General features: G+C 63.2%; 18 protein-coding genes and 1 tRNA gene. 12 read left to right on the top strand and 7 right to left on the bottom strand.

The genetic code is table 11. From position 1 onward, the window contains the following. Window positions 1–91: 91 nt before the first annotated feature. Genes NQ204_RS08685 through NQ204_RS08670 form a run of 4 tightly spaced genes read right to left on the bottom strand, consistent with a single transcriptional unit; the run spans window position 92 to window position 4,128 of the window. Window positions 92–1,420 carry a glycosyltransferase gene (locus tag NQ204_RS08685; protein WP_256643598.1) on the bottom strand — a complete coding sequence of 443 codons (1,329 nt, stop codon included), beginning with the start codon at window positions 1,418–1,420 and terminating at the stop codon, window positions 92–94. Then, a complete protein-coding gene (locus NQ204_RS08680) occupies window positions 1,417–2,022 on the bottom strand; it encodes a hypothetical protein (RefSeq protein WP_256643597.1) in 606 nt (201 codons plus the stop codon). Before NQ204_RS08680 ends, NQ204_RS08685 begins: the two co-directional genes overlap by 4 nt. Further along, window positions 2,000–3,160 (bottom strand): glycosyltransferase family 2 protein, encoded by a 1,161-nt coding sequence (locus NQ204_RS08675; protein ID WP_488192351.1) that lies wholly within the window; start codon window positions 3,158–3,160, stop codon window positions 2,000–2,002. Before NQ204_RS08675 ends, NQ204_RS08680 begins: the two co-directional genes overlap by 23 nt. A gap of 11 nt (window positions 3,161–3,171) precedes the next feature. Next, window positions 3,172–4,128: an NAD-dependent epimerase/dehydratase family protein gene (locus tag NQ204_RS08670; RefSeq protein ID WP_256643595.1), complete on the bottom strand. Its 957-nt coding sequence runs from the start codon at window positions 4,126–4,128 to the stop codon at window positions 3,172–3,174. Window positions 4,129–4,355: 227 nt separating this feature from the next. On the opposite strand from NQ204_RS08670, the gene NQ204_RS08665 reads away from it, so the two are divergent. Beyond that, the gene (locus NQ204_RS08665) at window positions 4,356–6,311 is read left to right on the top strand and encodes a peptidyl-prolyl cis-trans isomerase (protein WP_256643594.1); all 1,956 of its coding nucleotides are present in this window, start codon (window positions 4,356–4,358) and stop codon (window positions 6,309–6,311) included. A 194-nt stretch (window positions 6,312–6,505) separates the two neighbouring features. On the opposite strand, the gene NQ204_RS08660 is transcribed toward NQ204_RS08665, so the two are convergent. Together NQ204_RS08660 and gloB are read right to left on the bottom strand one after the other, a co-directional pair. Further along, entirely contained in the window at window positions 6,506–7,711 is a 1,206-nt protein-coding gene (locus NQ204_RS08660; RefSeq protein WP_256643593.1) for a lytic transglycosylase domain-containing protein, read from the bottom strand. Then, window positions 7,708–8,472: a hydroxyacylglutathione hydrolase gene (gene gloB, locus NQ204_RS08655; RefSeq protein WP_256643592.1), complete on the bottom strand. Its 765-nt coding sequence runs from the start codon at window positions 8,470–8,472 to the stop codon at window positions 7,708–7,710. Before gloB ends, NQ204_RS08660 begins: the two co-directional genes overlap by 4 nt. A gap of 11 nt (window positions 8,473–8,483) precedes the next feature. Here gloB and NQ204_RS08650 point away from each other — a divergent pair, with 11 nt between their 5' ends. Genes NQ204_RS08650 through dnaQ form a run of 3 tightly spaced genes read left to right on the top strand, consistent with a single transcriptional unit; the run spans window position 8,484 to window position 10,326 of the window. Beyond that, complete coding sequence (locus tag NQ204_RS08650; protein WP_256643591.1) at window positions 8,484–9,128, top strand: class I SAM-dependent methyltransferase; 645 nt, start codon at window positions 8,484–8,486, stop codon at window positions 9,126–9,128. 12 nt (window positions 9,129–9,140) lie between these two features. Then, the gene (rnhA, locus tag NQ204_RS08645) at window positions 9,141–9,593 is read left to right on the top strand and encodes a ribonuclease HI (RefSeq protein ID WP_108767964.1); all 453 of its coding nucleotides are present in this window, start codon (window positions 9,141–9,143) and stop codon (window positions 9,591–9,593) included. 4 nt (window positions 9,594–9,597) lie between these two features. Then, window positions 9,598–10,326 (top strand): DNA polymerase III subunit epsilon, encoded by a 729-nt coding sequence (gene dnaQ / locus NQ204_RS08640; protein ID WP_256643590.1) that lies wholly within the window; start codon window positions 9,598–9,600, stop codon window positions 10,324–10,326. Window positions 10,327–10,396: 70 nt separating this feature from the next. Here the strand turns inward: dnaQ and NQ204_RS08635 are convergent, their stop codons facing one another. Beyond that, window positions 10,397–11,101, bottom strand: a complete 705-nt coding sequence (locus NQ204_RS08635; protein WP_256643589.1) for a PP2C family protein-serine/threonine phosphatase — start codon at window positions 11,099–11,101, stop codon at window positions 10,397–10,399. A gap of 166 nt (window positions 11,102–11,267) precedes the next feature. Here NQ204_RS08635 and NQ204_RS08630 point away from each other — a divergent pair. From NQ204_RS08630 to brxL, 8 genes are all read left to right on the top strand, one after another. Beyond that, window positions 11,268–11,358: transfer RNA gene (locus tag NQ204_RS08630), tRNA-Ser, on the top strand. A 373-nt stretch (window positions 11,359–11,731) separates the two neighbouring features. After that, window positions 11,732–11,968 (top strand): hypothetical protein, encoded by a 237-nt coding sequence (locus NQ204_RS08625; RefSeq protein ID WP_256643588.1) that lies wholly within the window; start codon window positions 11,732–11,734, stop codon window positions 11,966–11,968. Between the two features lie 4 nt (window positions 11,969–11,972). Then, window positions 11,973–12,626 (top strand): DUF1819 family protein, encoded by a 654-nt coding sequence (locus NQ204_RS08620; protein WP_256643587.1) that lies wholly within the window; start codon window positions 11,973–11,975, stop codon window positions 12,624–12,626. After that, complete coding sequence (locus tag NQ204_RS08615) at window positions 12,623–13,201, top strand: DUF1788 domain-containing protein (protein WP_256643586.1); 579 nt, start codon at window positions 12,623–12,625, stop codon at window positions 13,199–13,201. The genes NQ204_RS08620 and NQ204_RS08615 overlap by 4 nt, the downstream gene beginning before the upstream one ends. Window positions 13,202–13,211: 10 nt before the next feature. Beyond that, complete coding sequence (brxC, locus tag NQ204_RS08610; RefSeq protein ID WP_256643585.1) at window positions 13,212–16,871, top strand: BREX system P-loop protein BrxC; 3,660 nt, start codon at window positions 13,212–13,214, stop codon at window positions 16,869–16,871. 3 nt (window positions 16,872–16,874) lie between these two features. Beyond that, a complete protein-coding gene (gene pglX / locus NQ204_RS08605; protein ID WP_256643584.1) occupies window positions 16,875–20,450 on the top strand; it encodes a BREX-1 system adenine-specific DNA-methyltransferase PglX in 3,576 nt (1,191 codons plus the stop codon). Window positions 20,451–20,513: 63 nt separating this feature from the next. Beyond that, on the top strand, window positions 20,514–23,135 hold the full coding sequence (gene pglZ / locus NQ204_RS08600) for a BREX-1 system phosphatase PglZ type A (protein ID WP_256643583.1): 2,622 nt from the start codon (window positions 20,514–20,516) through the stop codon (window positions 23,133–23,135). A 10-nt stretch (window positions 23,136–23,145) separates the two neighbouring features. Next, the gene (brxL, locus tag NQ204_RS08595) at window positions 23,146–25,188 is read left to right on the top strand and encodes a protease Lon-related BREX system protein BrxL (protein ID WP_256643582.1); all 2,043 of its coding nucleotides are present in this window, start codon (window positions 23,146–23,148) and stop codon (window positions 25,186–25,188) included. Window positions 25,189–25,387 lie beyond the last annotated feature (199 nt).

Raw genomic sequence — 25,387 nt, 5'->3', positions numbered from 1 at the left:
GAGCGGTAGTTCAGCTGGTTAGAATGCTGGCCTGTCACGCCGGAGGTCGCGGGTTCGAGTCCCGTCCGCTCCGCCAGCAGAGTTTGAAGTGTCAACGAAGATGCCCGTCGGTCCTGGACCTGCGGGCATTTTGCTTTTTCGGGGTCTGTGCATGTCCCTGGCCGCCGGGCGTGGCCCGGCGCTGCTGCTTGAGCGAAGCGACGCGGTCGAGCACCGACTCCACCGCCATATGCCGCTGCACCGAGGCCTGCAGCGCAGCCAGCCCCGGGAACGCATCGGGCTGCAGCCCACGCGCGAACAGCGCAGGCAGCTGCTCCAGATCGCGCAGCCACAACCCTGCGCCTGCCTCCTGCAATCGCGCGGCGTGGTCGAACTGGTCGTAATCCAGCGGATGGACCAGCGATGGCACGCCGGCGCGCAGTGCGTGGTACATCACGCCGGCGCCACCGTGGTGCAGCACGCGGTCATAGCGGTGCAGGTGCCGCGCGTAATCGACGAACGGCAGCCGGTGCAGGTTTGGCAGCGGCTGCAATGCATCGCCTATTTCATGCTGGTGGCCGTCGCTGACGTGGATCTGCCACTGCGGGTGCAGCGCCGCCAGCGCCGCCGCCGCCTCGGCCAGACGTGGCTTGATCCAGTCCTGGTGGGTGCCGGCGGTGACCAGCAGATGCCGGGCGCCATCCACGAACGGCGGCGCCGCGTGCGTGCTGGGCGGGGTGTGCAGCATCGGCCCGATGAACTGCAGCGCGCGTGGCCAGGTGCGCAGGAATTCCAGCTCCGGCACGCCCAGGGCGAGGATGCATTCATCTGAATACACCCGTTCGCTGCCATCTGCGCGATAGATCGACGGCACGCCCAGCCGCTGCATCGCCGAGCGCTGCCAGGCGTGCACCCCGCGCTTGAACAGCCGGGTCAGCTGCCGGCCGCCGGCGTGCTGCAGTGCCTGCCAGCGCGTGCGCGCCGGGCCCTGGCCGCCCAGATACGGCGGCGGGCCGTCGGCGCAGTCCAGCACGCAGGGCGAGGGCAGGCTGGTCCACCAGCGGATACCGAGCTCGGCCGCCAGCAGGCCCGCAGGCGGCAGGGTGAAATCGACGATGGCCAGATCCGGGCGGGCGTGTTGCCAGCGCTGCTGCAGCGCCGTCCGCATCTGCTCCATCAGCCGCAGGGCCTGGGTCAGCTGCGCGTGCAGTCGCAGCGGGTTGGCCTTGACCGGCTTGGACGGGTTGGCGATCTGCCACAGCGCCGCTTCCTGGTCTGCCGACAACAGCACGCCACCGTTGAGCCCGCTGGCCGAGATCGCTGCCTGTGCGCCGGGCGTGCTCAGCACGGTTACGTCGTGCTGTGGCTGCAGCTGGCGGGCGATGGCGAGGATCGGGTGCAGGTGGCCGCTGTAGGGCGGGGCGAGCAGTTCGATCTTCATGCGTGCTCCTGCTGCAGGCGCGCGGCCAGTGCACGGGCGATGGCCAGCACGTCCGGCTGCTGCAGATAGTCCATGTGGCCGCTGTCCACCCACTGCCGTGCACCGCGCCAGCCCAGCCGCGAGATCCAGTCCTGGCGGCCCACCAGTACCTGCAGGTGCGCCACCTTGGGTGCGCGGCGTGCGACCGGCCCGTAGGCCAGCACGCTGCAGCGCTGCGCCAGGGCGGGCGGCAGGGCCAGGTTGGCCAGCAGTTCCAGCCCGCAGCTGCCCACCAGCAGCAGGGTGTGCGGTGCGGCGTGCAGCAGCTGGGCCAGTGCCGGGCCATGCGCTGCGGCGAAACCCGGCTGGCGCGAGCGCAGGTAGTGGCGGCTGTTGTGCCAGCTGGCCGCCAGCAGCGCGGCTGGTTGGTGATCGGGCGTGGCGGCGTTGTAAGGGAAATTGCAGGGATGCAGCACCCGGCCGGGTGCCAGCAGGGCATCACCGAATGCGCGCTGGAGCGGGCTCAGCGCACAGCGCGTCGGATCGCTCTGGCCGGTGAGGAAGGCCAGCTGCAGTTGCGGTGCGGCCGTGGGCATCGGCTCAGCCGCCCTGGAAATCATCATTGGCGTGCACCTGGTACAGCCGCGTGCGCCAGCGGATGCGCCGCACGCAGACCGCATGCAGCAGGTGCAGCGGCTGCAGCAGTTCGGCCAGCAGTGAGGCCAGCGGACGATGTCGGGCGTGGCCGCCGGCTTGGCGTTGCAGGTGCAGCAGCAGGGATGTGCGCAGCACCAGCACCAGCGTGGCAACGAGCGCCGGCAGCCCGATCGGTGGTAGTACGGCCAGCACCAGCAACGCCCACAGCAGCAGCGGTGGCAATCCATGCAGCACGCCGATCAACAGGCGCAGGCGCGGTGATTCATCGCGCAGCAGCAGCACGGCAAACAGCATCCAGCGGTGCATCTGCTGGCGGTAGCGCTGCAGCGTTGGCACGTGGGTCTGCACGTCCACCGGCGCGGTGGACTGGAACAGGCGCGCCCCCTGCCGGCGCAGCGCACGGGCCAGGGCGAGGTCGTCGGCCAGCATCCGCAGCAGCGGGGTGAACCCGCCCAGGTCACGCAGGCGTTCGCTGCGCAGCGCGTAGCACATGCCGTTGATCGACAGCGGCGGCAGCCACGGCAGCAGGCCGAGGTAGGTCAGCACCGCATTATTGTTGACGAACTGCGCCATCAGGCGTGCGCCGCGCGCGCCGTCGTCGCGGTAGCAGGGCAGGGCGGTGACCAGGTCGGCGTCGGCCGCGCCCAGTTCATCGACCAGCTGCGCCAGCGCTGCGGCCGACAGGCGTGCATCGTCGTCCAGCACCAGCAGCACCGGTTCGCGCACCTGCGGCAGCACCGCGTCCAGCTTGAAGGTCTTCGGGTTGGTCCCTTCCGGCGCGGCCGGGTAGACCAGGCGCGTGATCTGGTGGCCGCGGTGTGCCGCGTACAGCGCATCCGCAGTGGCGCGTCCGATGGCGTCGGCCTCGTCCAGCAGCCAGTGGAAATGCGCGCCGGGTAGCGCCTGCAGGTTGTGCTGCAGCACCTGCGCCAGCAGCGGGTCGCCGCCGAGGATGGGCTGCAGGATGGCCACGCCGCGGCCGTCATGGCCCGCGGGCGCATGCGGCCGGGGCGGATGCTGGCCGAGGATGCGCAGGGCGCCGGCAGCCTTCAGGCCCATCAGCAGCAGGTACAGGGCCGCCAGCAGCAGGCTGGCCAGGGCAATCCCGTTCACGCTCAGGCTGCCCATTGCGCACGCTGCTCGGTGATGAAGCGCTCGATACCGTTCTCCAGCGAGATCTGTGGTGGCCCCAGGTCGGCCAGCATGCGCCGCGGATTGAAGGTTTTTGAATAGGCGAAGGCGGCCACGCCGAAGCGGGTGACTGGTGGTTCGCTGCGCAGGCGCAGGACACGCCAGCCGGCTTCGATCACGCTGGCTGCGCGCAGGGCCAGCCCGGTCGGCACGCGGCGGCGTGGGGCTGGCAGCTGCAGGGCGGCCAGCAAACGCTGCACCAGGGCGTGCAGGTCCACCGGGGTGGCATTGGTCAGGTTGTAGGCCGGGCCGAGCTGCGGGGCTTGGGCGGCGCGCAGCAGGTACTCCACCAACGTGTCGATGTGGATCAGGTCGATCTTCGGCGGGCCACCGGGGCTGACCAGCAGCGGCACGCCACCGCGGCGCGCGGCCGCCAGCAGGCGCGGCAGCAGCACGGTGTCACCGGGGCCGAACACGGCTCGCGGTCGCAGGATGCAGGTCGGGCCGTCGTAGCGGCTCAGAAGGCGCTCGGCCTCGGCCTTGCTGCGCGCGTATTCATTCAGGAAAGCGGGACCGATCGGGCTGTCCTCGTCCAGGTCATGCTGGTGTGCCTCGCGGTAGAACACGGCGGTGCTGGACACCAGCAGCAGGCGCGGATGGCCGTTGCGTCGGCAGAACTCGATCACCTGCGCGGTGGTGTCCACGTTCTGCTGGCGGAACTGCGCCGGGCTGCCCCACGGGGCGACGCGGGCGGCGGCATGCACCACCACGTCGGGCCGGAACGGCAGCTCGAACGGCTGCGACAGGTCGCGCGCGGCGTAATTGGGGAGGGGCAACGGGCGGCGGGCGACACCGAAGGCCTGCACGCCGGGCACGTCGGCAAGGCGGCGCAGCAGGGCACCCCCCACGAAGCCGGAGGCGCCGGTGACCAGGATGCGCATGGACGGGGTCCTCCTTGTGCCTGTGACGCGCCGCAGCCGGGGCATGCCGCCCATCTGACCGGCCAGTATGCGCCTGCTGCCGCGTCTGCGCCCAGCGCTGGCATGGGCGTGGCGGCTGCGCATGCGGTGCAGATCCTTGTCCCGCCTGCCTCCGCGCCGTTTTTGGTGCGGGCCGCGAAGCGGGTTACACTGCCGGGCTCGCCAATCAGGCCATGTGATTCCTCACCATGCTGCAGAAACTCCGCGACAAGACCTCAGGCTGGATCGTCACCGTGATCCTGGGGCTGCTGATGATTCCGTTCCTGTTCGTGATCGACAACAGCTACCTCGGTGGTGTCGGCGCACAGAACGTAGCCAAGGTTTCGGCACCGCCGACCTGGTGGCGCTCGGCGCCGTCGTGGTGGCCGGTGCGCATGCTGTGGCAGCACCATGAGATCAGCGCGCAGGATTTCCGCACCCGCTTCGAGCAGGAGCGCATGCGTGAGCGCCAGCAGCAGGGCGAGAACTTCGACCCGCGCGCGTTCGAGAGCACCGAGAACAAGCTGGCCGTGCTCGACCAGCTGATCGACGAACAGGTCGTGCGCCTGGTGGGCGAACAGGCCGGCGTGGTCGTCGGTGACGGCGCCGTGCGCGACTACATAATGACCATCCCGGCCTTCCTCGGCAGCGATGGCAAGTTCAACGAGAACAACTACCGGCTGGCACTGGGCGGTGGCAATCCGCCGCGTACCCCGTCGCAGTTCCAGGAAGAAGTGCGTGCCAGCCTGCAGCAGTCGGTGATCCCGGCCGGCCTGCAGAACTCGGGCTTCGTCACCCAGGCCGAGACCGAGCGCCTGCTGAAGCTGCTGGGCGAGACCCGTGACGTCGAGCTGGTCGCGCTGCCGGAAGTGCCGGCCGATACTGCGCCGGTCACCGACGCGCAGATCAAGCAGTGGTACGACAGCCACGGCAAGGATTTCCGCCAGGCCGAATCGGTCTCGCTGGAATACGTCGAGCTCAACGGTGCCAACCTGCCGGCGCCGGTGCCGGCCGACGAGGCCACCCTGCGCAAGCGCTATGAAGAAGAGAGGGCAAAGTTCGCGACCCCGGAACAGCGCCAGGCCTCGCACATCCTGATCACCGGCGACGGTGCCGAAGCCAAGGCCGCCAAGCTGGCCACCGAAGCCAAGGCCGCCGGTGCCGACTTCGCCGCGCTGGCCAAGGCCAACTCGGAAGACCCGGGTTCCAAGGACCAGGGCGGTGACCTGGGCTGGGTCGAGCGTGGCGCGATGGTGAAGCCGTTCGAGGACGCACTGTTTGCTGCCAAGGCTGGTGACGTGATCGGTCCGGTCAAGACCGACTTTGGTTACCACATCATCAAGGTCGCGGCCGTGCGCGGCGGCGAAGGCAAGTCGTTCGAGGAAGTGCGTGACGTGCTGGCCGCCGAGCAGCTGAAGGCCGACGGCGAGCGTGGCTTCAACGATCTGGCCGGCCGTCTGGTCGATGCCATCAACAAGAGCCCGAGCGACCTCGTTGCTGCAGCCAAGTCGGTCGACCTGCCGGTGCAGACCCTGGGCCCGATCACCCGTGCCACCGCCAGCGGTATCGCCGCTGATCCGGCCGTGCTGCGCGCAGCGTTCTCCGACGTGATGGTGCAGGACGGTACCGCCAGCGATCCGATCGCCCTGGGCGGCAGCACCAACCACAGTGTCGTGATCCGCGTGGCCGCGCATACCCCGGAACAGGCACTGCCGCTGGACAAGGCCCGTGAGCAGGTCATCGCCGCGATCCGTGCCGACCGCCAGCGCCAGGCAAGCGACAAGGCGGCTGACGCCGTGATGGCCAAGCTGAAGGGCGGTGCCAGCCTGCAGTCGCTGGTGGCCAGCGACAAGCTGCAGGTCAGCCCGATGCCGGGCCTGCCGCGCAGCCAGCCGGTGCCGACCCCGGAAATCAACCGCGCCATCTTCAGTGCGCCGGTGCCGGCCGAAGGCAAGCCGAGCTACGGCAAGGTCGACGTCAACGGCCACGCGCTGGTGTTCGTGGTGAACAAGGTCACCCCGGGTAACATCAAGGAAGTGACGCCGGAACAGCAGAAGCAGCTGAAGGACCAGCTGAGCCAGATCGACGGCATGGCGGCAGCCAAGGCCTACATCGACGCGATGCGCAAGAAGTTCGTGGTGCAGACCACCGAAGCGAACCTGTAAGCCGCCAGGCGAGCAGGACGAAGAGGGCCCGGCAATGCCGGGCCTTTTTTGTTGGCGCGTCCGCTGTAGGTAGAGTCGAGCCATGCTCGACTGGACGGGCAGAAGCAGTCGAGCATGGCTCGACTCTACAAAGGGCGGAAGAGCAGAAGAGCGGTCGAGCAAGCTCGACCTTTACAAAGAGCCGGTTGCGGCTGTCAGTCTTCGATGCGCAGGACGGCGCCGGGCTTCAGCACGCTGCTGCCGCTCAGGCCGTTCAACGAGAGCAGGGCCTTCACCGGCATGCCGTAGCGGCGGGCGATGGTCCAGGCCGATTCACCGTTGCGCACGGTGTGGCGGCGATTGCGCGGGCGGTCGGCCGCGCTGGCCACGGTCCTGGCGACCTGTGGGGCCGGCTGCAGGCTTGCGCTGGGGGCCACGGCGGTCGCTGCGGTCGCAACCGTGGCGACATCGTCAACCGGGGCAGGGGCGGCGGCCACCGGAGCCAGCACGCGGGTGGTGCCTGAGGGGCGGCTGCTGCCGGCCAGGGCCGGGTTCAGGCGGGCAATGCGGTTCGGGTCCAGCGCACGCTGCGCCGCCCACTGCTGCACGCTGGTGCCCGCTGGCAGGGTGTGGCCCTTCAGTACGGGCACGGTGCGGTCCAGCGAGGCCATCACGCCGGGTTCGTCTTCGGCATCCTCCAGCACACAGGCCAGGGCATGCAGCTTCTCGACGTAGGCATGGGTGACCGGCGACAGGCCGGGCAGGGCCGCCGGCTTGGCGTTCTGCGCGTTCATCCCCGCCTTGCGCATCGACTGCAGCACGCGGTACTCGCCGGCGTTGTAGGCCATGGTGGCCAGGCGCCAGTCACCGCCGAACATGCCGTGCAGGGTCTTCAGGTAGCGCACTGCGGCCTGGGTGGAATCCACGGCCGACAGGCGGCCGTCGTAGCCGTTGGCCATCGGCACGCGGTGGTTGCGCGCGGTGGTGGCGATGAACTGCCACAGGCCGGTAGGACCGCTGCCGTTGCGGGCGTTGGGGCGGTAGCCGCTCTCCACGAACGGGATGAGCGCGAATTCGGTGGGCAGGCTGGCCTTGCGCAGTTCTTCGACCACGTAGCCGAACAGCACCAGCGCGTCGTCATCCTGGTTGGCCAGGCGCGAGGGAGCATGGGCGAACTGCTTCTGCCAGCGCGGGCTGGTGGCCTCGGCGTCGCAGGTCGGTTCAGCCAGGCCCTCGCGGAAGCTGGCGAAGATCTCCTGGCCATTGCGGACCGAGGCGGCCGGCAACAGGGCCGGGTCCATCGGCACGGCCGAGGCGGCGGTCAGGTTCTGGCTGATGCCGGCGCCCAGCGACTGCGCGCCCGCGTTTCCGGCCAACCCCAGGACAAGGCCCAGGGCCAGCGGCAGACTTCGGCGCGTCATGCGCGGAAGCCGTCTTTCCAGTGCCGGAGACCGGCCATGACGTCGACATCGTCCACGACATCGCGCCCCAAGTGCGCTGATACCGCCGCGCGGATCGGCGCGCTGTGCACACGCAGGAACGGATTGCAGTCCAGCTCGTTGGCCAGGGTTACCGGCAGGGTGGAACGGTCATCGCGGCGCATGGCCAAAGCCTCCTCTTGGCGCTGCCACAGGGCAGCGTTGGCGGGGTCGACATGCCGCGCGAAGACGGCATTTGACACGGTGTACTCATGGGCGCAACAAAGCAGCAGTTGCACAGGCAAGGTACCCAGCTTGCGCATCGACGCCAGCAGCTGGGACGGCGTACCTTCGAACAGGCGCCCACAGCCCAGGCTGAACAACGAATCTCCGCTGAAAAGATGTTCAGCAGTGTGAAACGCGATGTGGCTGCGGGTATGCCCGGGCACGGATAGTACGTGGAACATCCGGCCCAGTGCCTGAACGCGTTCACCTTCGCCCACCCGTTCGGTGGCGGTCGGGATGCGCTCGTCGACCGGCGCGATCACCCGCGCGCTGGGAAAACGCGCCTGCAGCGCGGGCACGCCGCCGATGTGGTCGTCGTGGTGGTGGGTCAGCAGGATGGTGTCCACGCGCAGGCCTTGATCGGCCAGCGCCAGCACCGGCGCGGCATCGCCGGGGTCGACGACCACGGCGGCGCCATCGTCGGCGATCAGCATCCAGATGTAGTTGTCCGCAAATGCGGTCAGGGCAGTCAGTCGCATAGAATTGGACCATGCCCCTGCTGCAGAGCCACCGTCAAGCGAGCCTGGTGCCGTGGTTCGACAGCGAGCCGGCGGCAGCCCTGCGCCTGCTTGAGCGCCAGCTGCTGCTGCCACGGCTGGCCGGCCTGCCGTCCCAGCCTTGGCTGTGGATCGCACCCACGGCCTCCTGGATGGAGGATGCGCAGCTGGGCGGCCGCGGCCTGCGGCTGTACCGCGAGGGCGCCGGCTATGCCGGTGATACCCGCTGCGCGCTGCCGCTGCCGCTGGCCAATGAAAGCGTCAACGCCATCGTGCTGCAGCATGTCACCGCCGCCGATGCTGATTACCTGCTGGACGAGTGCTCGCGCGTGCTGATGCCCGGCGGCCAGTTGTGGCTGAGCAGCCTCAACCCGTTCAGCCCCTTCCGCACCCGCTGGCGACACCATGGTCTGGTGGTGCGCACGCCGCAGCGGCTGCGCCAGCTGCTGGCTCGGCATGGGCTGGAATGCGACGACACCCGCTACCTGGGGCCGCTGTGGCAAGGCGCCGGCAGCCGCCGTGGGGCGGGCTGGGCGCCACTGCGCGCGGCCTGCCTGTTCCATGCCGAAAAACGTACGCTGGCCCTGTCTGGGCCGACCCCGCTGCCGGTGCGCTGGTTGGGCACCGTTGCCACCTGATCTGGAGTTGTATTGAAAACCATCGAAATCCACACCGACGGTTCCTGCCTCGGCAATCCCGGCCCGGGTGGCTGGGCCGCACTGCTGCGCTACAAGGGCCACGAGCGCGAATTGAGTGGCGGCGAAGCGCATACCACCAACAACCGGATGGAGCTGATGGCCGCCATTTCCGCGTTGGAAAGCCTCACCGAAGCCTGCGAGATCGTGCTCTATACCGATTCGCAGTATGTGCGGCAGGGGCTGACCCAGTGGATGGCCGGGTGGATCCGCAAGAACTGGAAGACCGCGGGCGGCGACCCGGTGAAGAACCGAGAGCTGTGGGAGCGCCTGCATGCGGCCACGCTGCGGCACCAGATCGACTGGCGCTGGGTGAAGGGCCACTCCGGTGACCCCGACAACGAGCGGGTCGACACCCTGGCGCGCAATGCCGCGATCCAGATCCGCGACGGCAGCCCGGTAAACTGAGCCCATGCGTCAGATCATCCTCGATACCGAAACCACCGGCCTGGAATGGAAGAAGGGCAACCGCATCGTTGAAATCGGCTGCGTGGAGCTGTTCAAGCGCCGCCCGACCGGCAACAACTACCACCAGTACATCAAGCCCGACGTCGACTTCGAGCAGGGTGCGCAGGAAGTCACCGGCCTGAGCCTGGACTTCCTGGCCGACAAGCCGGACTTCGCGCAGATCGCCGAGGAGTTCCTGGCGTTCATCGACGGCGCCGAGCTGATCATCCACAACGCGGCGTTCGATCTGGGCTTCCTCGATTACGAGCTGTCCCTGCTGGGGCCGCAGTTCGGCAAGATCACCGACCGCTGCACGGTGATCGATACACTGGCGATGGCGCGCGAGCGCTTCCCCGGCCAGCGCAACTCGCTGGATGCCCTGTGCCGGCGCCTGGGCGTGGACAACTCGCACCGTGCGCTTCATGGCGGCCTGCTCGATGCGCAGATCCTGGGCGATGTCTACATCGCGCTGACCTCGGGACAGGAAGAGATCGGCTTCGGCCTGGAAGACGACAGCGGGGCCGATGGCGCCGCGCTGCTGGCCTTCGACACCAGCAAGCTGCTGCCGCGCCCGCGCGTGGTGGCCACGGCGTCGGAGCTGGAGGCGCACACCGCGCGGCTGGAGCGCCTGCGCAAGAAGGCCGGCCACGCCTTGTGGGATGGCCCGAAGGTGGAAGAGGTCGCGAGCGCGTAAGCGCGGTGGTAGTGCCGGCCGCTGGCCGGCATCCACGATGCGTCATCCACGCATGGCGTGGATCTACGGGTTAATGGCAGCGCACCAGAATCACGGTGATGTTGTCGGCCCCCCCGCCGTCCAATGCCGAGGCGACCAGGCTGTCCACGCATTCCTGCGCGCTGGCGTCGTCGTAGGCGAGGGTGCGGGCGATGTCGCGGTCGTCGACCTCCTCGGTCAGGCCGTCACTGCACAGCAGCAGCTGCATGCCCGGGCGCAGTTCGCCGCTGGTGGTGGCCACGTTCAGATGGTTCGGGTCGGTCACGCCCAGTGCCTGGGTCACCACGTTGCGGTGCGGGTGGGCACGCGCCTGTTCGGCGGTCAGGTTGCCCTGCGCGACCAGTTCCTGCACCACGCTGTGGTCCTGGCTGAGCTGGGCCAGCTGGCCGTCGCGCCACATGTAGGCGCGGCTGTCGCCGACCCAGGCCACTTCATAGCGGTTGCCCTGCACGCGTGCGGCGACCACGGTGGTGCCCATCGGCAGGGTGTCGTTGCGCCGCCGCGAGGCACGGATGATCTCCTCGTCGGCGGTGCGGATGGCGTGGGCCAGCGGGGCGCCACGGCGGATCTCGCGGACGATGGTCTCGCGTGCCAGGGCACTGGCCACCTCGCCGCAGGCGTGCCCGCCCATGCCGTCGGCCACCAGCCACAGGGCCAGCTCGCTGTCACCGTAGTAGGTGTCCTCGTTGAGCTCGCGGCGCAGGCCAGGGTGGGTGAGGTGTCCGAATTCGATCATGGTGGTTGCTGGGCGGGGTAGTGCCGGGGAGAACGGCATCATCACGGCCAAGCGGACATCCGGCAAGGCGTTCAGTCAGAAATTTTTTACATGATGAGGCGCAATGGCTTGTGGTCTGCCGCGCTTCCTCGTATGATGCGCGTCCCCGGTTCGCCGGGGAACACCTGGAGAGGTGGCAGAGCGGTTGAATGTACCTGACTCGAAATCAGGCAGGCGTTTATAGCGCCTCGGGGGTTCGAATCCCCCCCTCTCCGCCAGACGCATGAACTAAGCCCCTGATTTTCAGGGGCTTTTTTCATTTCAGAGCATTCGGGTATGCCATCGGGTATGCCGTTTCAGGTGGGCTGGCCCCGGATGTCATCGGACGTTCCCAGTCATTGATAATTGATAAGTTCGGGCGTGGCCCCATTGGTCGCCTTCAAGCTGGTCGATTGTTCGCCACCTATGGTTTTGAGCAGCGAGCACCGATCCGACTCGGTTGGATCCGCTTTGATCGTAGTCGGGGACGCTATCAAGGATAGTTTCTACATGCTCATCAGCCTGGGCGTGCCCAATGACTTCGCAGATATCCAGCGAGAGCGACAGCAATGCACACGTAGGGTGCCTTTGGTTGCTCAAGGATCATAGCCAATGAGCTACGATTCCAATGCAGAGAAAAGGGATGCCTTGTGGGAGTCGAGATTCATTGTCAATGCGGGTTTTCGCGTCGCGGAGTTGTTGCATCTCCGGGAGCGAAGTGGGGGAGCCCGCCATGCTGGGCATCCATTGGATGTCGCCAAAGAACTTCCTCCGTCATTTCATCAGTTAGCCGTAGCCGATCCATTAGCTCTGGCTCCATGGCTGTTGCCCGCCGAGGAGGCGGGTTGAAGCCATGTTGATCGACGCTTCCCACTCGCAGACGTTACCAACCGAATACCACTGGACGCACCCTTTGAAGCAGTACCAAGCCGATCTATCCGCCGGATCCCTGATGCTCCCCGAGAGCCGGATCATTGCCGGGCTTTTGCTTCAGCGGCTCGACGATGCCGCGTGGCAACACGCGCTACGTGTGGAGAACGTGCTGCAGAAGTCGGCGCCGGCCACGGCGGTACGCCAGGCGCGGTTGATCCGTCTTCGACTGGAGTCCATCGATGCGTCGGTCTGGAGTGTTATCAGGGATGGGGACAATGAGATGGCGACTCAGCTGTTGTTTGCTGCGGCGCTCAAGCACAGCGAGCTCTTCAAGGACTTCCTGCGTGAAGTCGTGGCTGATCACGTCCGACGCTTGGAACACTCTCTTTCGGTCACCGTCTGGGAGTCCTTCCTGCACGATTGCGCAGCGCGCGATCCTGCCGTTGCCACGTGGAGCAATTCGACGCGGAAGAAGCTGCTGCAGGTAATTATTCGGATCCTAGCCGAGGCCCGGTACCTGGAAAGTACTAGATCCCTTCGACTGCTACCTCCGCACCTCCACCCGGTGGTGCGGCGGTCCTTGCTGGCTGCCGGGGAAGGACAGCTCGTTCAGATGATGGAGCTTCGTGTATGAGCGAAAAATTTCGCGAGCGCCTCAATCGCATCCTGCCCAAGCTCAGTTCCGCCGACTTCCTTGCCAATAAAGGGTTGGGCAACGAGATCGGTTTCTGGGTCTTTGACTACCTGCCTGAGCAGGAAATGGAGATGCGTGACTTTATCGCCGAAATCCTGTTGCCCGGTCTGGCCCGGCAGCAACCGGTCTTGCGCCCCGTGGTCGTCAACCTCTTCGATCTCATCGTCGACCTGCTAGAAGACCGCAAGCTCTATGACCGCGTCCTGGCCATCCAGGCCGACAAGGGCAATGACGCCGCTCTCGCTGCGCTCAGACCCGTGCTCAAAGAAGACAAGCTGGCCCAGCGCATCGCCAGCAAGATCGACTTCGACCAAATAGACATGCTGCTGCTGACCGGCGTAGGGGCAGCGTATCCGATGCTGCGCTCGCACACATTGCTGACCGCCTTGCAGCCGATCATGGACCACACGCCGGTGGTGATGTTCTATCCAGGCCGCTACGACGGCTTCTCGCTGCGCCTGTTCAACACCTTGGCCGATGACCACTACTACCGAGCCTTCCGGCTCGCGGAATGATTCACAGGGAATGACTAAGAACATGAAAATCAGGGAGCTTTTCCGCAAGCCGATCGACCGCCCGATCAACGGCGTTATCAAGGCTGACCAGCGTGATGTCGAAAGCATCTGGCAGGAGCTGGACGAATACGTGGTCACCAAGCAGCTGGCCGACTACTTTCGTCGCTTCTTCGACGCGTACCTAGCGGCCGGCGACAATCCGAACAATTCGGTGATCACCGATCGTATGGGCGTGTGGGTATCGGGCTTCTTCGGCTCCGGTAAATCGCACTTCATTAAGATCCTGTCGTACCTTCTGGAAAACCAGGAAGCGGTCGACCCGTTCTCTGGCAACACCAAGCGTGCGGCTGAGTTCTTCGACGAAAACAAGGTCAAGGACCCTTTGTTGCTCGCGGACATCCAGCGCGCCACCCGCGGCAGCGCCGATGTCATCCTGTTCAACATCGATGCTAAGGCGGACAGCAAGTCCGATCGCGATGTGGTTCTGCAGGTGTTCCTGCGCGTATTCAACGAGAAGCTCGGCTTCTCAGGCGATGCGCCGCATATCGCCGAGATGGAGCGCTATCTCGTCAGCAAGGGCGCCTACGAGACGTTCCAGCAGGAATTCGCGCGCATCCATGGTGGCTCGTGGACAGCTGAGCGCGACGCGTTCGACTTCCTGCGCGACGAGATCGCCCAGGCCTTGGCCATTGCATTGAAGATGTCGGTGGAGTCCGCCCAGCGCTGGTTCGATGAATCCCGCGACAGCTACAAGATCAACATCGAGAACTTCGCCAAACTCTTGGGCGAGTACCTCAATACCAAGGGCAAGGACCATCGCATCATCTTCCTGGTCGATGAGGTCGGCCAGTTCATCGGTAATAACACGCAATTGATGCTCAATCTGCAGACCATCGCTGAGCAGCTCGGCACCCAATGCAAAGGTCGCGCCTGGGTCATCGTCACCAGTCAGGAAGACATCGAAGCGGCCATCGGCGAAGCGAATAAGGCCCGTTCCCAGGACTTCTCCAAGATTCAGGGCCGTTTCCATACGCGCCTGTCGCTGGCCAGTTCCAACACGGACGAAGTGATCGGCGTACGCCTGCTGGCGAAGACCGGGGCTGCCCATGAGGCGCTGCGCGACGTGTTCGAGCAGCAGGGCGACATCATCAACAACCAGATATCGTTCAACGGCAACGCTGTGACCCTGCGTGGCTACGCCGATTCTGTCAGTTACGTGGCCAACTATCCGTTCGCCCCATATCAGTTTGAGCTGCTGCAGAAAATCTTCGAGGCGATCCGCAAGGTCGGCGCCACCGGCCAGCACCTTTCACGCGGCGAGCGTTCCCTGCTGGACGCATTCCAGTCAGCTGCCAAGATCAATGCCGATCGCAGCATCCAGTCGCTGGTGCCGCTGTACGACTTCTATCCCTCAATCGAGAGCTTCCTCGATACCACGGTAAAGCGTGCCATCGACCAAGCCGAACAGAATCCCGCCCTCGAAAAGCAGGACATCCGCCTGCTGAAGGTGCTGTTCCTGATCCGCCATATTGCTGAGGTGATCAAGCCCACCATCGACAACCTGGCGGCGCTTTGCCTCGATCAGATCGATGCGGACAAGCTTCAGCTCAAGCGGCAGATCCAGCAAAGTCTGGAGCGCCTGGAACAGCAGCGGCTGGTCAATCGCAATGGGGATCTGTGGTTCTTCCTCACCAATGAAGAGCGCGACATCGCCCGCGAGATTGGCCATGTCGACGTGTCTGCCGCGGAGAAGTCCAAGCTGCTGGCCGAGATCGTCTTTGATGAAATCCTCAGCCAACAAACCAAAGTGCGCCATCGCGATACCAAGGCCGACTACGAATTCAACCGGTTGCTCGACGGTGCGCCATATCGGCAGGCCAACCACTCGCTCAGCCTGGATATCCGTTCGCCGCTGGGTGACGACTACGAAAGCCTCAAGTCTGACCGCTGCGTCATGCTCAGCGCCGAAGGCAACGGCAAAGCGCTGATCCGCATGGGCGAGGGAACTCGTCTGGATATCGAACTGACCTTGTACCGTCAGATCGAGAAATACGTCGACAGCCCCAAGGCCAGCGCGGCATCGCCGTCCTTGCGCAAGATTTTGCTTGAGCGCAAAGACGAGAATCGCGAACGCCGGCAGCGCCTGGTTGCCCAAATTGGCGACCTGATTGTGCAGGGCGATTGCTACGCCAAAGGCCAGCAGGTGCGTTCCAAGACGGCCACGGCACCCGCACTGCTGGACGAGCTGATCAATTACCTGATCACCAATACCTATAACAAGCTGCCGTACCTGAAGATCCGCAAGCCCGATACCATTGCCGAGATTCGCGTCCTGCTCAGCGCCGATAACGTTGGACAACAGGAGCTGGCGCTGGGCGGCGAGGACGGCAACCCGCAGGCCATTGATGAGGTTCGCCAATACCTGCAGCTCGCCGCTTCGCAGAATCGCGTACTGCTGTCTGATGTGGTCGATCGCTTCACCGACATTCCCTATGGCTGGAAGCCAGAGTGGGAAGTGGTGCTGCTGATCACTCGCTTGTTCATGGCCGGCGAAATCAAGCTCACGATGGGCGGCTCGGATCTGGAACCGCGTAGCGCGTTCGATCCGCTAACCAAGGCGGTGCAGCATAAGCAGATCTCGATTCTCAAGCGCAAGACCGCCGATGCCGGCAGCATCGCGCGCGCGTCCGATCTGTACCGGCAGCTGTTCTCCTCCTTGCCACGCAAAGAGGAAGATGGCGTTGTCACCGATTTCCGCAGCAAGCTGGTCGAGTGGAAGGAAGATCTGAAACGCTGGCAGCTCACCGCCGGGCATTTGCACTATCCCGGCAAGGCAGTTATCGACGCCTTGCTAGTGCGCTGTGAGCGACAGCTCGCCATCCGCGATCCGTTCGAGTTCATCGAGGCGCTGAATAAGTCGCGCGATGAATGGCTGGATGCCGGTGAGGATCTCAACGATGTCCGCGGCTTCTACACCAACCAGTTGGCGACCTGGCAGCGCTTTCTGGCCACGCTCAACCGTTTCGAGCCGAACCGGGACGTGCTGGCTACCGACCCTAAGGCCAGCGTCGCGCTGAAGGATCTGCAGCGCATCCGTGAGGAGCCGGCCCCGTACGCCAGCATCAGCCGGATCGAACCGCTGCTGGCCACGTTGGAAGCGAGCAACCAGGCTTTGGTGCAGGCCCAGCGCGAAGCGGCGCTGCGCATCGTCGAACAGCGCATCGACGAGGCCAGCAAGGCGTTGGTGCAGGCGGCCGCGCATGCTGATCTCAGCAATGCCGCATTGCATCCTCTACAACAGCTGAAGCTGAAGATTGCCGGCGCGGTCAGCATTCCGGAGATCCAGTTTCTCGCTAACGGCGCCGGCGACAAGCTTGAAGATGCCATGGATCTGATCCGTGAAGCCTTGTTGAAGGCACACGCGGCGGCACAAGCCGCCAGTAAGGCGGCTACAGCTAGCGGCGCGGCTCAAACAACATCGAGTTCTACCACTGCTTCAGCATCGGCGGCCGCTGCAGCAGCACCGAAAATCTCCCAGACGATCCGCCCGGCCGACTTGGCCACCAGTACGTATCTGGAAACCGAAGCTGAGGTCGAAACCTACCTCGCTGATCTCAAAGCCCACTTCATCGCCGTGCTCAAGTCCGGCAAACGTATCCGGATCCAGTAAGCAATGAACACAGTCAATCTCAAGAGCTACGCGCCGCAGGCGCGCAAGGATTTCATCGCGGCGGTGACGGCCCGGGCGAACCTGCTGGGACTGAGCGAGGCCAAAGGCGCGCTCCAGATCACCGAGGCCGAGGTCAAGAACGACATCGTAATGATCGCTGGCCGCCCGTGGCCGGTGAAGGTCAACGAGCAGCGCACCAAGCTCATCGCGCGGATGAAGCTGCAGGGCTTTGGCCACACGGTCGAAGCCGTCGCATACGCCTGGTTCAACCGGCTGGCCGCGCTGCGCTACATGGAAGTACACGACTACCTCGGCCACGGCCGGCGTGTGTTGTCGAACCCGCAGGGTGGCTTGCCCGAAGTGCTGGCGCACGCGCTGGATCTGCTTGAGTCAAACGCGCTGCCGGGCTTGTCCGCCGACACGGTGCGCCAGCTGAAGTTGGCCAATCAGGATCCCGAGCTGTACCGGTTGATCCTGATCGCCCAGTGCAATGCGCTGCATCAGGCCATGCCGTTCCTGTTCGAGCAGTTGGGTGATGAGACCGAGCTGCTGTTGCCGGAGAACCTGCTGCTCACCGATTCGGTGGTGGCCAAACTGGTGCAGTCCATTCCGGAAGCGGACTGGCAGCAGATCGAGATCATCGGCTGGCTCTACCAGTTCTATATCTCGGAGAAGAAAGACCAGGTCATCGGCAAGGTGGTGAAGTCCGAAGATATTCCGGCGGCGACCCAGTTGTTCACGCCAAACTGGATCGTGAAGTACATGGTGCAGAACTCGCTGGGCGCGCAGTGGCTGGCGACCTATCCGGGCTCGCCGCTCAAAGCGCAGATGGCGTACTACATCGAGCCGGCCGAGCAGACCGACGAGGTCAATGCCCAGCTTGCGGCGATCACGCCAGCCTCGCTCAACCCTGAAGAATTGACGCTGATCGACCCCGCGAGCGGTTCAGGGCACATCCTCGTCGAGGCCTACGATCTGTTCAAGGCGATCTACCTGGAGCGGGGCTATCGCCAGCGCGATGTGGCTAAATTGATCCTGGAGAAGAACCTGTTTGGTCTGGACATCGACGAGCGGGCAGCCCAGCTTACAAGCTTTGCGTTGATGATGAAGGCGCGGGCAGATGACCGGCAACTGTTCGAAAGAGGGGTGAAGCTCAATGTGATGGCTCTGGTGGATAGCACGGGGTTTGATGCGGTTCTGCTCGCACAAGCTGCGAATTTGGCCGACCATGGGCTGACTACCGACGATCTCATGGGGTTGAAAAAGTTGTTTGACAACGCCACGACATTTGGCTCGTTGATTCAGGTGCCTGCGGGGCAGGTAGCTAAGCTGTCGGCGCTCAAGCGGCTAAGTGAGACGACCAGTCACGACATATTTATGGCGAACGAGCTCGAGCGCCTGCGGCCTTTGGTGAGGCAGGCAGAATTACTGGTGGCGCAGTACGACGCGGTAGTGGCGAACCCGCCGTACATGGGGCGGAAGTATCTCAACCCGCTCCTGAAAAGATTCGCATCTACGCATTACGAGAGCGGCCAAGCTGACCTCTATGCCATGTTCATAGAGCGCACCATTGCCCTCTGCAAGGGAGGTCATCACGTCGCCATGATCTGCATGGATAGCTGGTTGTCCGGTGAAGACTTCCAAGGGACAAGACAGAAATTCGCCGAGCAAGGGACCTTTGTTTCAATGTGCCACCTTGGCCCTTATGCCTTTCCAGAGATCACGGGGGAGGTGGTTCAAGTTGCATCATTCGTCGCGTCCGTTGGTACCACGAGCAGCTATGAATGCACCTTCGTTGATTTAGTCGATGAAAAAAGCTCTGGCGCGAAAGAGCAGAAACTTATGAGTGGCGATGGAAGGTCTATCGTTGCAATCTCGGCTTTCGCTGACGTTCCTCGGGGAGTCTTTACGGCGTATAGAGCAAGCCCCCCCGTCCTCGCTGTGTTTGCAGACTCAGTTCCACTGAAAGAAATCGCGGAGGCTTTTACAGGTCTTCAGACTGGAGATAATCCCCGGTTTATTAGGTACTGGTTCGAGCTGCCGTTTCATTCAATCGCGTTCGGTCACGGAGATCACGACGCAGCCTATACCTCGGGGAAAAGGTGGTTTCCCTATGTGAAGGGAAGTGACTACCGCAAGTGGTATGGAAATCAGTTGTGCGTGGTCGACTGGGAGGATGCCGGCAAAGAGATTCGCAGCCATCCAAGTGCCACCGTTCGTAATGCGGATCACTACTTTAGACCTGGAATTGCCTACAACAATATTGCTAAACGCTTCTCAGCTCGGAGCGTCGATAGCGGATTCATCTTCGACCAAAAGAACTCGATGTTCTTTGCGGATTCTCCGAAAAACTTACCGTTGACCTTGGGGCTTTTGCATTCCGACGCTATAGGTCCGTTTCTACGGATTCTCTCACCCAAAGACTTTGGACCAGGGGCTCTGAAGATTATGCCGGTTCCTAAAGCTCTCTTGCTTAGGCGCGAGGTCGATGATTCAGTCACTCGGCTAGTTAAAAGTCACCGGAAGGATTGGGATTCGTTCGAGGAGTCTTGGGATTTCGAATCCATTCCCATGCTGACGGCCTCCTTCGAGCCCGCGCGCACCCTCGAATCTAGCTACACGGCCTGGATCACCCAGAACCGCGACACTATCGCTGAGATGAAGCGCCTCGAAGAGGAGAACAACCGCCTGTTCATCGAAGCATACGGCTTGCAGGACGAACTAACCCCTGACGTCTCCATCGAGCAGATCACCCTTACGGTGAACCCCGCCTACCGTTACGGCGGCAAGCTCATGGACGAGCAGCTGTGGACCCGTTTCCGTGAAAACACTATGCAGGAGCTAGTCTCCTACGCTATCGGCTGCATGATGGGGCGCTACAGCCTGGACGGGCCGGGTCTGATCTACGCCAACAGCGGCAACGTCGGCTTCGACGCCTCGCGCTATACGAAGTTTCCTGCCGACGTCGACGGCATCGTGCCGGTCACTGAAGAGCTGTGGTTCGAGGATGATGCCGCGCTGCGCGTGCGCGAACTTCTGCTCGCCGTATGGGACAAGGACTCGCTGGATCAGAACATGGCTTTCCTGGCGGAGAATCTGGGCCTCAAGGCCAGCGAATCGCCGGAACAGACGATTCGCCGCTACCTAGCGGACAAGTTCTTCAAGGATCACCTGCAGACCTACAAGAAGCGTCCGATTTACTGGTTGTTCTCCAGCGGTAAGCAGGGGGCGTTTCAGGCGCTGGTCTATCTGCATCGTTACAACGCCGGCACCCTATCGCGTCTGCGCGCCGAATACGTGGTGCCGCTGACCGGCAAGATGCAGACCAAGATCGAAGAGCTGGAGCAGGATGTCGCTGCGTCCAGCTCCACCGCGCAACGCAACAAGCTAACCAAGCAGCTTGAAAAGCTGCGCAAGCAACACCTGGAGCTGCTGGCCTATGACGAGCAGCTGCGCCACTACGCCGACCAGCGCATCACGCTGGATCTGGACGATGGAGTGAAGGTGAATTATGGCAAATTCGGCGACCTGCTGGCCGATGTCAAGGCAGTCACGGGCGGAAAGAGCGATGACGAATGATTGCCGCCGGGCTCACTCCCGTCGTGACGTCCTGGCTCAAGACGGCGCAAGGCGAGGTGATGCATGGACGTGAATGAACGCCGCGTGGTCGAATCGCTGCGCGCTCTGTTTACGACTGAGCGCGTGGTGTTTTGGCACGACACGGATTCACAGTTTGCCATCACGCTCGAATCGCTGGAGCTTGGCAGCGACATCGCGATCGTGCGGCTGGATCAAACGCCTGTGCTGGCGGTCAAACGGCAACTGGAGCAGCAGCCCGCTTCCCAATTCTTGCTGTACAGCACCTACCCGGAGCCCGATCCCGCCGTCGATTGGCTGCTGGATGTACGCCTGCGCGCCAAGTCGTTCCGCGCCGATCTGACCACGCTGCTGATCGACGACCTTGGCCTGACCTCGCTGACGCTGGCGCCGTATATCCGCTCGCGCAGCAAGTTCCTCGGCGCAGAAGCGCGGCGCGGCAAACTCAAGCGCCTGATCGAGTCCGGTGACGGGGAGGTGGAGCTCGACCGCAAGATGATGGCCGTGCTGTTGCGCAGCGACGAGTCCGAGCCGCTATCCATTGCGCATCAGCTGTTGCTGGGGCTTTGGGTAGAGGGTCAGCCCCGTATCGGCGAGCCGGCCAAGCCTTGGACTGATTTGCAGGGCTACGGCCTGGAGCCGGCGTTCTGGACACTGATGCAGCGCACGTTCGGCTATGAAAGTGACGAGCCGACCCTTGCCGATTTGTGGCTGCGTATTCTGGTCACCGACTTCGCCCGCGCTATCAGCGCCGAGGTGCCACAAGCCTTGCGCCATCTGCTGTTGGAGAATCCGCAGCTGGCAAATAACGCGACGATCCTGGCCGCGCGGTGGCGCAGCGATCTGCACAGCCATGCGGCCTACGCGGATCTGTCCGCCGCCGTGGCGCAGATGCTCAAGCTGGGCGAGCTGATTTCCGGCTGGCACGCGGAGGATTTGCTGGAGTGCATGACCTTCGCTGCGGTCGAACGTCAGATCATCTATGACTTGAAGACCAGGGTAATGCAGCTGGGGGGTGCGTCGCTGGGCGACGTGCAGGCGGTCACCGCGCGCCGTCGTGATGGTCACTGGAGTAATGCGGTGATCAGCGACGCAAGCGATGAGATCCGCGCCCTGTCTGCTTGCTATGACGCAATCGAGGCAGCAGCCGAGTTCTTAGCTCTGAAGGAGCGTCATGCTGCCGGCTTCAGCTTTGCCGAGGCGGCTACGGCCGTGCAGGCGTATCGGGACGAGTTGTATCGCTTTGACCAGTGGTATCGCTGCTTCCATTTTGCGGCTGACAAAGTGGAGCCGATGGGTTGGGGCGTGCTGCACGAACTACGCGGTGCCATCGAAGATGCCTATTCCGGTTGGTTCATTCCGGTCCTGTCATCGGCCTGGGCTGGCGTGCTGGCTGGCGAAGGTGGTTTGTTGGCCGCCTGGCGCGTGCCAGGTACTACGCCGCAGCAGGATTTCTTCGATAACCATGTAGTCGCGGCACTCAGTGCTGGCCCGACCAAGCGCGTTTTCGTGCTGATCTCCGATGCATTCCGCTACGAAGCCGGCGAGGCCCTTGTTCGCGAGATCAACGCCAAGAACCGTTTCACGGCCAAGCTCGATGCAATGCTGAGCGTGCTGCCCAGCTACACGGCGCTCGGCATGGCGGCGTTGCTTCCGCACCAGAGCATCGCCTACAAGGCTGGCGACAGCCTTGATGTTCTGGTCGATGGCCAATCGACCGCGACGCTGGAGAGTCGCAACGCACAGCTGGGCCGCTATGACGGTATCGCGGTGAAGGCGGATGACTTGCTGGGGTTGGGCAAGGCGAAGGGGCGTGAGTTGGTCGGTGAGCACCGGGTGATCTACGTCTACCACGACCTGATCGACATGCTGGGTGACAAGCAAGGCTCCGAGGGCCAGACATTCGACGCTGTGGCCAGGACGCTGAAAGAGCTGAGTGGTGTCATTTCGCACATCATCAACAACCTCAATGGTTCGATCGTGCTGGTGACGGCCGATCACGGATTCCTCTATCAGGAGTCGCCACTGGATGACGCCAGCCGTGCCGCATTGCCGGAGAAGCCTGCCGGGACACTCAAGGCCAAGAAACGCTATTTGATAGGGCGCGATTTGCCGGTTAGCGATAAGGTCTGGCAAGGCAACACGACACTGACGGCGGGAACGCTGGGCGGCGAAGGCAGTGTGGACTTCTGGCTGCCCAAGGGTGCCATGCGCTTCCACTTTGCCGGCGGCGCCCGCTTCGTACATGGTTCGGCGATGCCGCAGGAGGTGATCGTGCCACTCCTGACCGTACGCGTGTCCGACTCCCACAAAGCGCGTACCCATCCAGTGGAGATCAGCCTGATGGGCTTCTCCAACAAGGTGGTGACCAATACCCAGCGCTTCGAGCTGATCCAGACGGAGCCCACTTCCAGCCGTGTGTTGCCGCGGACCGTGCGGATTTCGTTGCTCGATGGTGAGACCCCGGTGAGCGACGAACAGGTGCTGACCTTCGACAGCACCTCTGGCGTGCTGGGGGAGCGCGTTAGGTCGATCATCCTGACGATCCGTTCCGGCAACTACGATCGGCAGAAGGACTACTTCCTTGTCGCGCGTGACGCGCAGACCAAGGTCGAGGTGCTGCGTGTTCCCTTGAAGATCGATCTGGCGTTCTCCAATGACTTCTGACTCCTCCGACATGACCCAGTCCACCGCCGCCGAGACCGCCGTGCCGGATCTCGATCAGCTGCTCAACCTTCACTTCAGCGGGAAGGTGGTACGCAAGGATCTGACCAAGCTGATCAAAGAAGGTGCGAACGTGCCGGTCTACGTGCTGGAGTACCTGCTCGGCATGTACTGCGCCTCGGATGACGAAGCGACGATTCAGGCGGGCTTGACCACGGTCAAACGCATCCTGGCCGAGAACTACGTGCGGCCAGACGAGGCCGAGAAGGTCAAATCGAAGATTCGCGAAAGCGGCACTTACAAGGTCATCGACAAGCTGACCGTCAAGCTCAACGAGAAGCGTGATCAGTACGAGGCGTTGATGTCTAATCTTGGCGTGAAGAACGCCGAGATCTCCGATGCCTTCGTGCGTGAGTACGAGAAGCTGTTGGCCGGCGGTATATGGTGCATTGTGACGCTGCGCTACGTGTATGAAGAGGGCCAGAAGAGCTCGCCCTTCATCGTCGAGGATCTGAAACCGATCCAGATGCCCAACATGGATATGCAGGACTTGTTCGAAGGGCGCCGTGCGTTCACCGATGAGCAGTGGATCGACGTGCTGTTGCGCTCTACCGGCATGGAACCCACTGTCTTAGAGAAGCGCGCGAAGTGGCACCTGCTGGCGCGCATGATTCCGCTGGTTGAGAACAACTACAACTATTGCGAGCTGGGGCCGCGCAACACCGGCAAGAGCCACATCTATAAGGAAATCAGCCCCAACAGCATTCTGGTGTCTGGTGGGCAGACCACCGTGGCGAATCTGTTTTACAACATGAGTGCGCGCAAGGTCGGCCTGGTGGGCTTGTGGGACGTGGTCGCCTTCGACGAAGTGGCCGGTATCACTTTCAAGGATCACGACGGTGTCCAGATCATGAAGGACTACATGGCCTCCGGATCCTTTAGCCGGGGACGCGAATCCATCAACGCCAATGCATCAATGGTGTTCATCGGCAACATCAACCAGAGCGTTGAATCGCTGGTGAAAACCTCACACCTCCTGGCCCCGTTCCCTGAAGTGATGATTGACTCGGCGTTCTTCGACCGCTTCCACGCCTATGTGCCGGGTTGGGAGATTCCGAAGATGCGCCCGGAGTTCTTCACCAACCAGTTCGGGTTGATCGTGGACTACCTGGCTGAATATCTGCGCGAGATGCGCAAGTACAGCTTCTCCGATGCGATCGACAAATACTTCAAGCTCGGCAACAACCTCAACCAGCGCGACGTTATCGCGGTGCGCCGTACGACCTCAGGGCTGCTGAAGCTGTTGTGCCCGCACGGCGAGTACGACAAGGGGCAGGTGCGGCAATGCCTTGAATATGCCTTGGAGACGCGTCGCCGGGTCAAGGAACAGCTCAAGAAGATCGGCGGCATGGAGTTCTACGACGTCCACTTCTCCTACATCGATCTCGAGAGTAGTGACGAGCGCTTCATCAACGTGCCGGAGCAGGGCGGTGGTGGGCTGATCCCCGAAGGCCGGATGGCCCCCGGTACGCTTTACACCGTCGCGATGGGCCCAGGCAGCATGCCGGGCGTCTACCGCCTGGAGATCCAGACCATAGCAGGAAACGGCAAGCTCATCACCTCAGGCTCCGGTTCTCGCGAGTCTGTGCGCATCGCCTTTGACTACTTCAAAGCTAACGCTAGCCGGGTCAGCGCCGGAATCAAAACTTCCGTTCAGGACTTTCACCTCCACCTCGTCGAACTCCAGCACAGCGGCAGCCCTGAGACACTCACGCTTTCTAGCTTTGTCGCGCTGTGCTCCGCTGCTTTGGGTCGTCCGGTACAGAGCCAGATGGTCGTGATGGGGGATATGTCCCTGGGGGGCACTACCGCCCCAGCCCGCAACCTCGGCGAATCGCTCCAGGTGGCTTTCGATGCAGGTGTGAAACGGATCCTTCTTCCGATGTGTAGTGTGACCGATATTCCGACGGTCCCGGGCGAATTGTTTGCCAAATTTCAAACAAGTTTCTATTCTGATCCAGTGGATGCAGTGTTCAAAGCACTTGGTGTAGATTGAATTAATGTTAGGTGGGGGGCGATTTTGTAGCGGCTTCGATGTGTGGGTCGATGTTGTTGTATTCTTCATTTCTTTGCTGGCCTGGTTGATCTTTCGTGCAACAGGTTTTGTGATGGATATTCCGGCAGAAGGCGAATGCATTTCGTGTGCGCAATGAGCTTTCATTAAGGTGAGTGCAAGGGGTTTGGCTGAATGTGAA

The sequence above is a fragment of the Stenotrophomonas testudinis genome (assembly GCF_024499815.1).
Lineage (GTDB): Bacteria > Pseudomonadota > Gammaproteobacteria > Xanthomonadales > Xanthomonadaceae > Stenotrophomonas.
The sequence above is the reverse complement of the archived record's forward strand: the minus strand, read 5'-3'. Positions and strand labels throughout refer to the sequence as shown.

Bases quoted from the DNA above. Each gene is read 5' to 3' on its own strand.
- NQ204_RS08685 (WP_256643598.1), bottom strand. From the start codon at position 1,420: ATGAAGATCGAACTGCTCGCCCCGCCCTACAGCGGCCACCTGCACCCG.
- NQ204_RS08680 (WP_256643597.1), bottom strand. From the start codon at position 2,022: ATGATGATTTCCAGGGCGGCTGAGCCGATGCCCACGGCCGCACCGCAA.
- NQ204_RS08670 (WP_256643595.1), bottom strand. From the start codon at position 4,128: ATGCGCATCCTGGTCACCGGCGCCTCCGGCTTCGTGGGGGGTGCCCTG.
- NQ204_RS08665 (WP_256643594.1), top strand. From the start codon at position 4,356: ATGCTGCAGAAACTCCGCGACAAGACCTCAGGCTGGATCGTCACCGTG.
- NQ204_RS08660 (WP_256643593.1), bottom strand. From the start codon at position 7,711: ATGACGCGCCGAAGTCTGCCGCTGGCCCTGGGCCTTGTCCTGGGGTTG.
- gloB (WP_256643592.1), bottom strand. From the start codon at position 8,472: ATGCGACTGACTGCCCTGACCGCATTTGCGGACAACTACATCTGGATG.
- NQ204_RS08650 (WP_256643591.1), top strand. From the start codon at position 8,484: ATGCCCCTGCTGCAGAGCCACCGTCAAGCGAGCCTGGTGCCGTGGTTC.
- dnaQ (WP_256643590.1), top strand. From the start codon at position 9,598: ATGCGTCAGATCATCCTCGATACCGAAACCACCGGCCTGGAATGGAAG.
- NQ204_RS08635 (WP_256643589.1), bottom strand. From the start codon at position 11,101: ATGATCGAATTCGGACACCTCACCCACCCTGGCCTGCGCCGCGAGCTC.
- NQ204_RS08625 (WP_256643588.1), top strand. From the start codon at position 11,732: ATGAGCTACGATTCCAATGCAGAGAAAAGGGATGCCTTGTGGGAGTCG.
- NQ204_RS08620 (WP_256643587.1), top strand. From the start codon at position 11,973: ATGTTGATCGACGCTTCCCACTCGCAGACGTTACCAACCGAATACCAC.
- NQ204_RS08615 (WP_256643586.1), top strand. From the start codon at position 12,623: ATGAGCGAAAAATTTCGCGAGCGCCTCAATCGCATCCTGCCCAAGCTC.
- brxC (WP_256643585.1), top strand. From the start codon at position 13,212: ATGACTAAGAACATGAAAATCAGGGAGCTTTTCCGCAAGCCGATCGAC.
- pglX (WP_256643584.1), top strand. From the start codon at position 16,875: ATGAACACAGTCAATCTCAAGAGCTACGCGCCGCAGGCGCGCAAGGAT.
- pglZ (WP_256643583.1), top strand. From the start codon at position 20,514: ATGGACGTGAATGAACGCCGCGTGGTCGAATCGCTGCGCGCTCTGTTT.
- brxL (WP_256643582.1), top strand. From the start codon at position 23,146: ATGACCCAGTCCACCGCCGCCGAGACCGCCGTGCCGGATCTCGATCAG.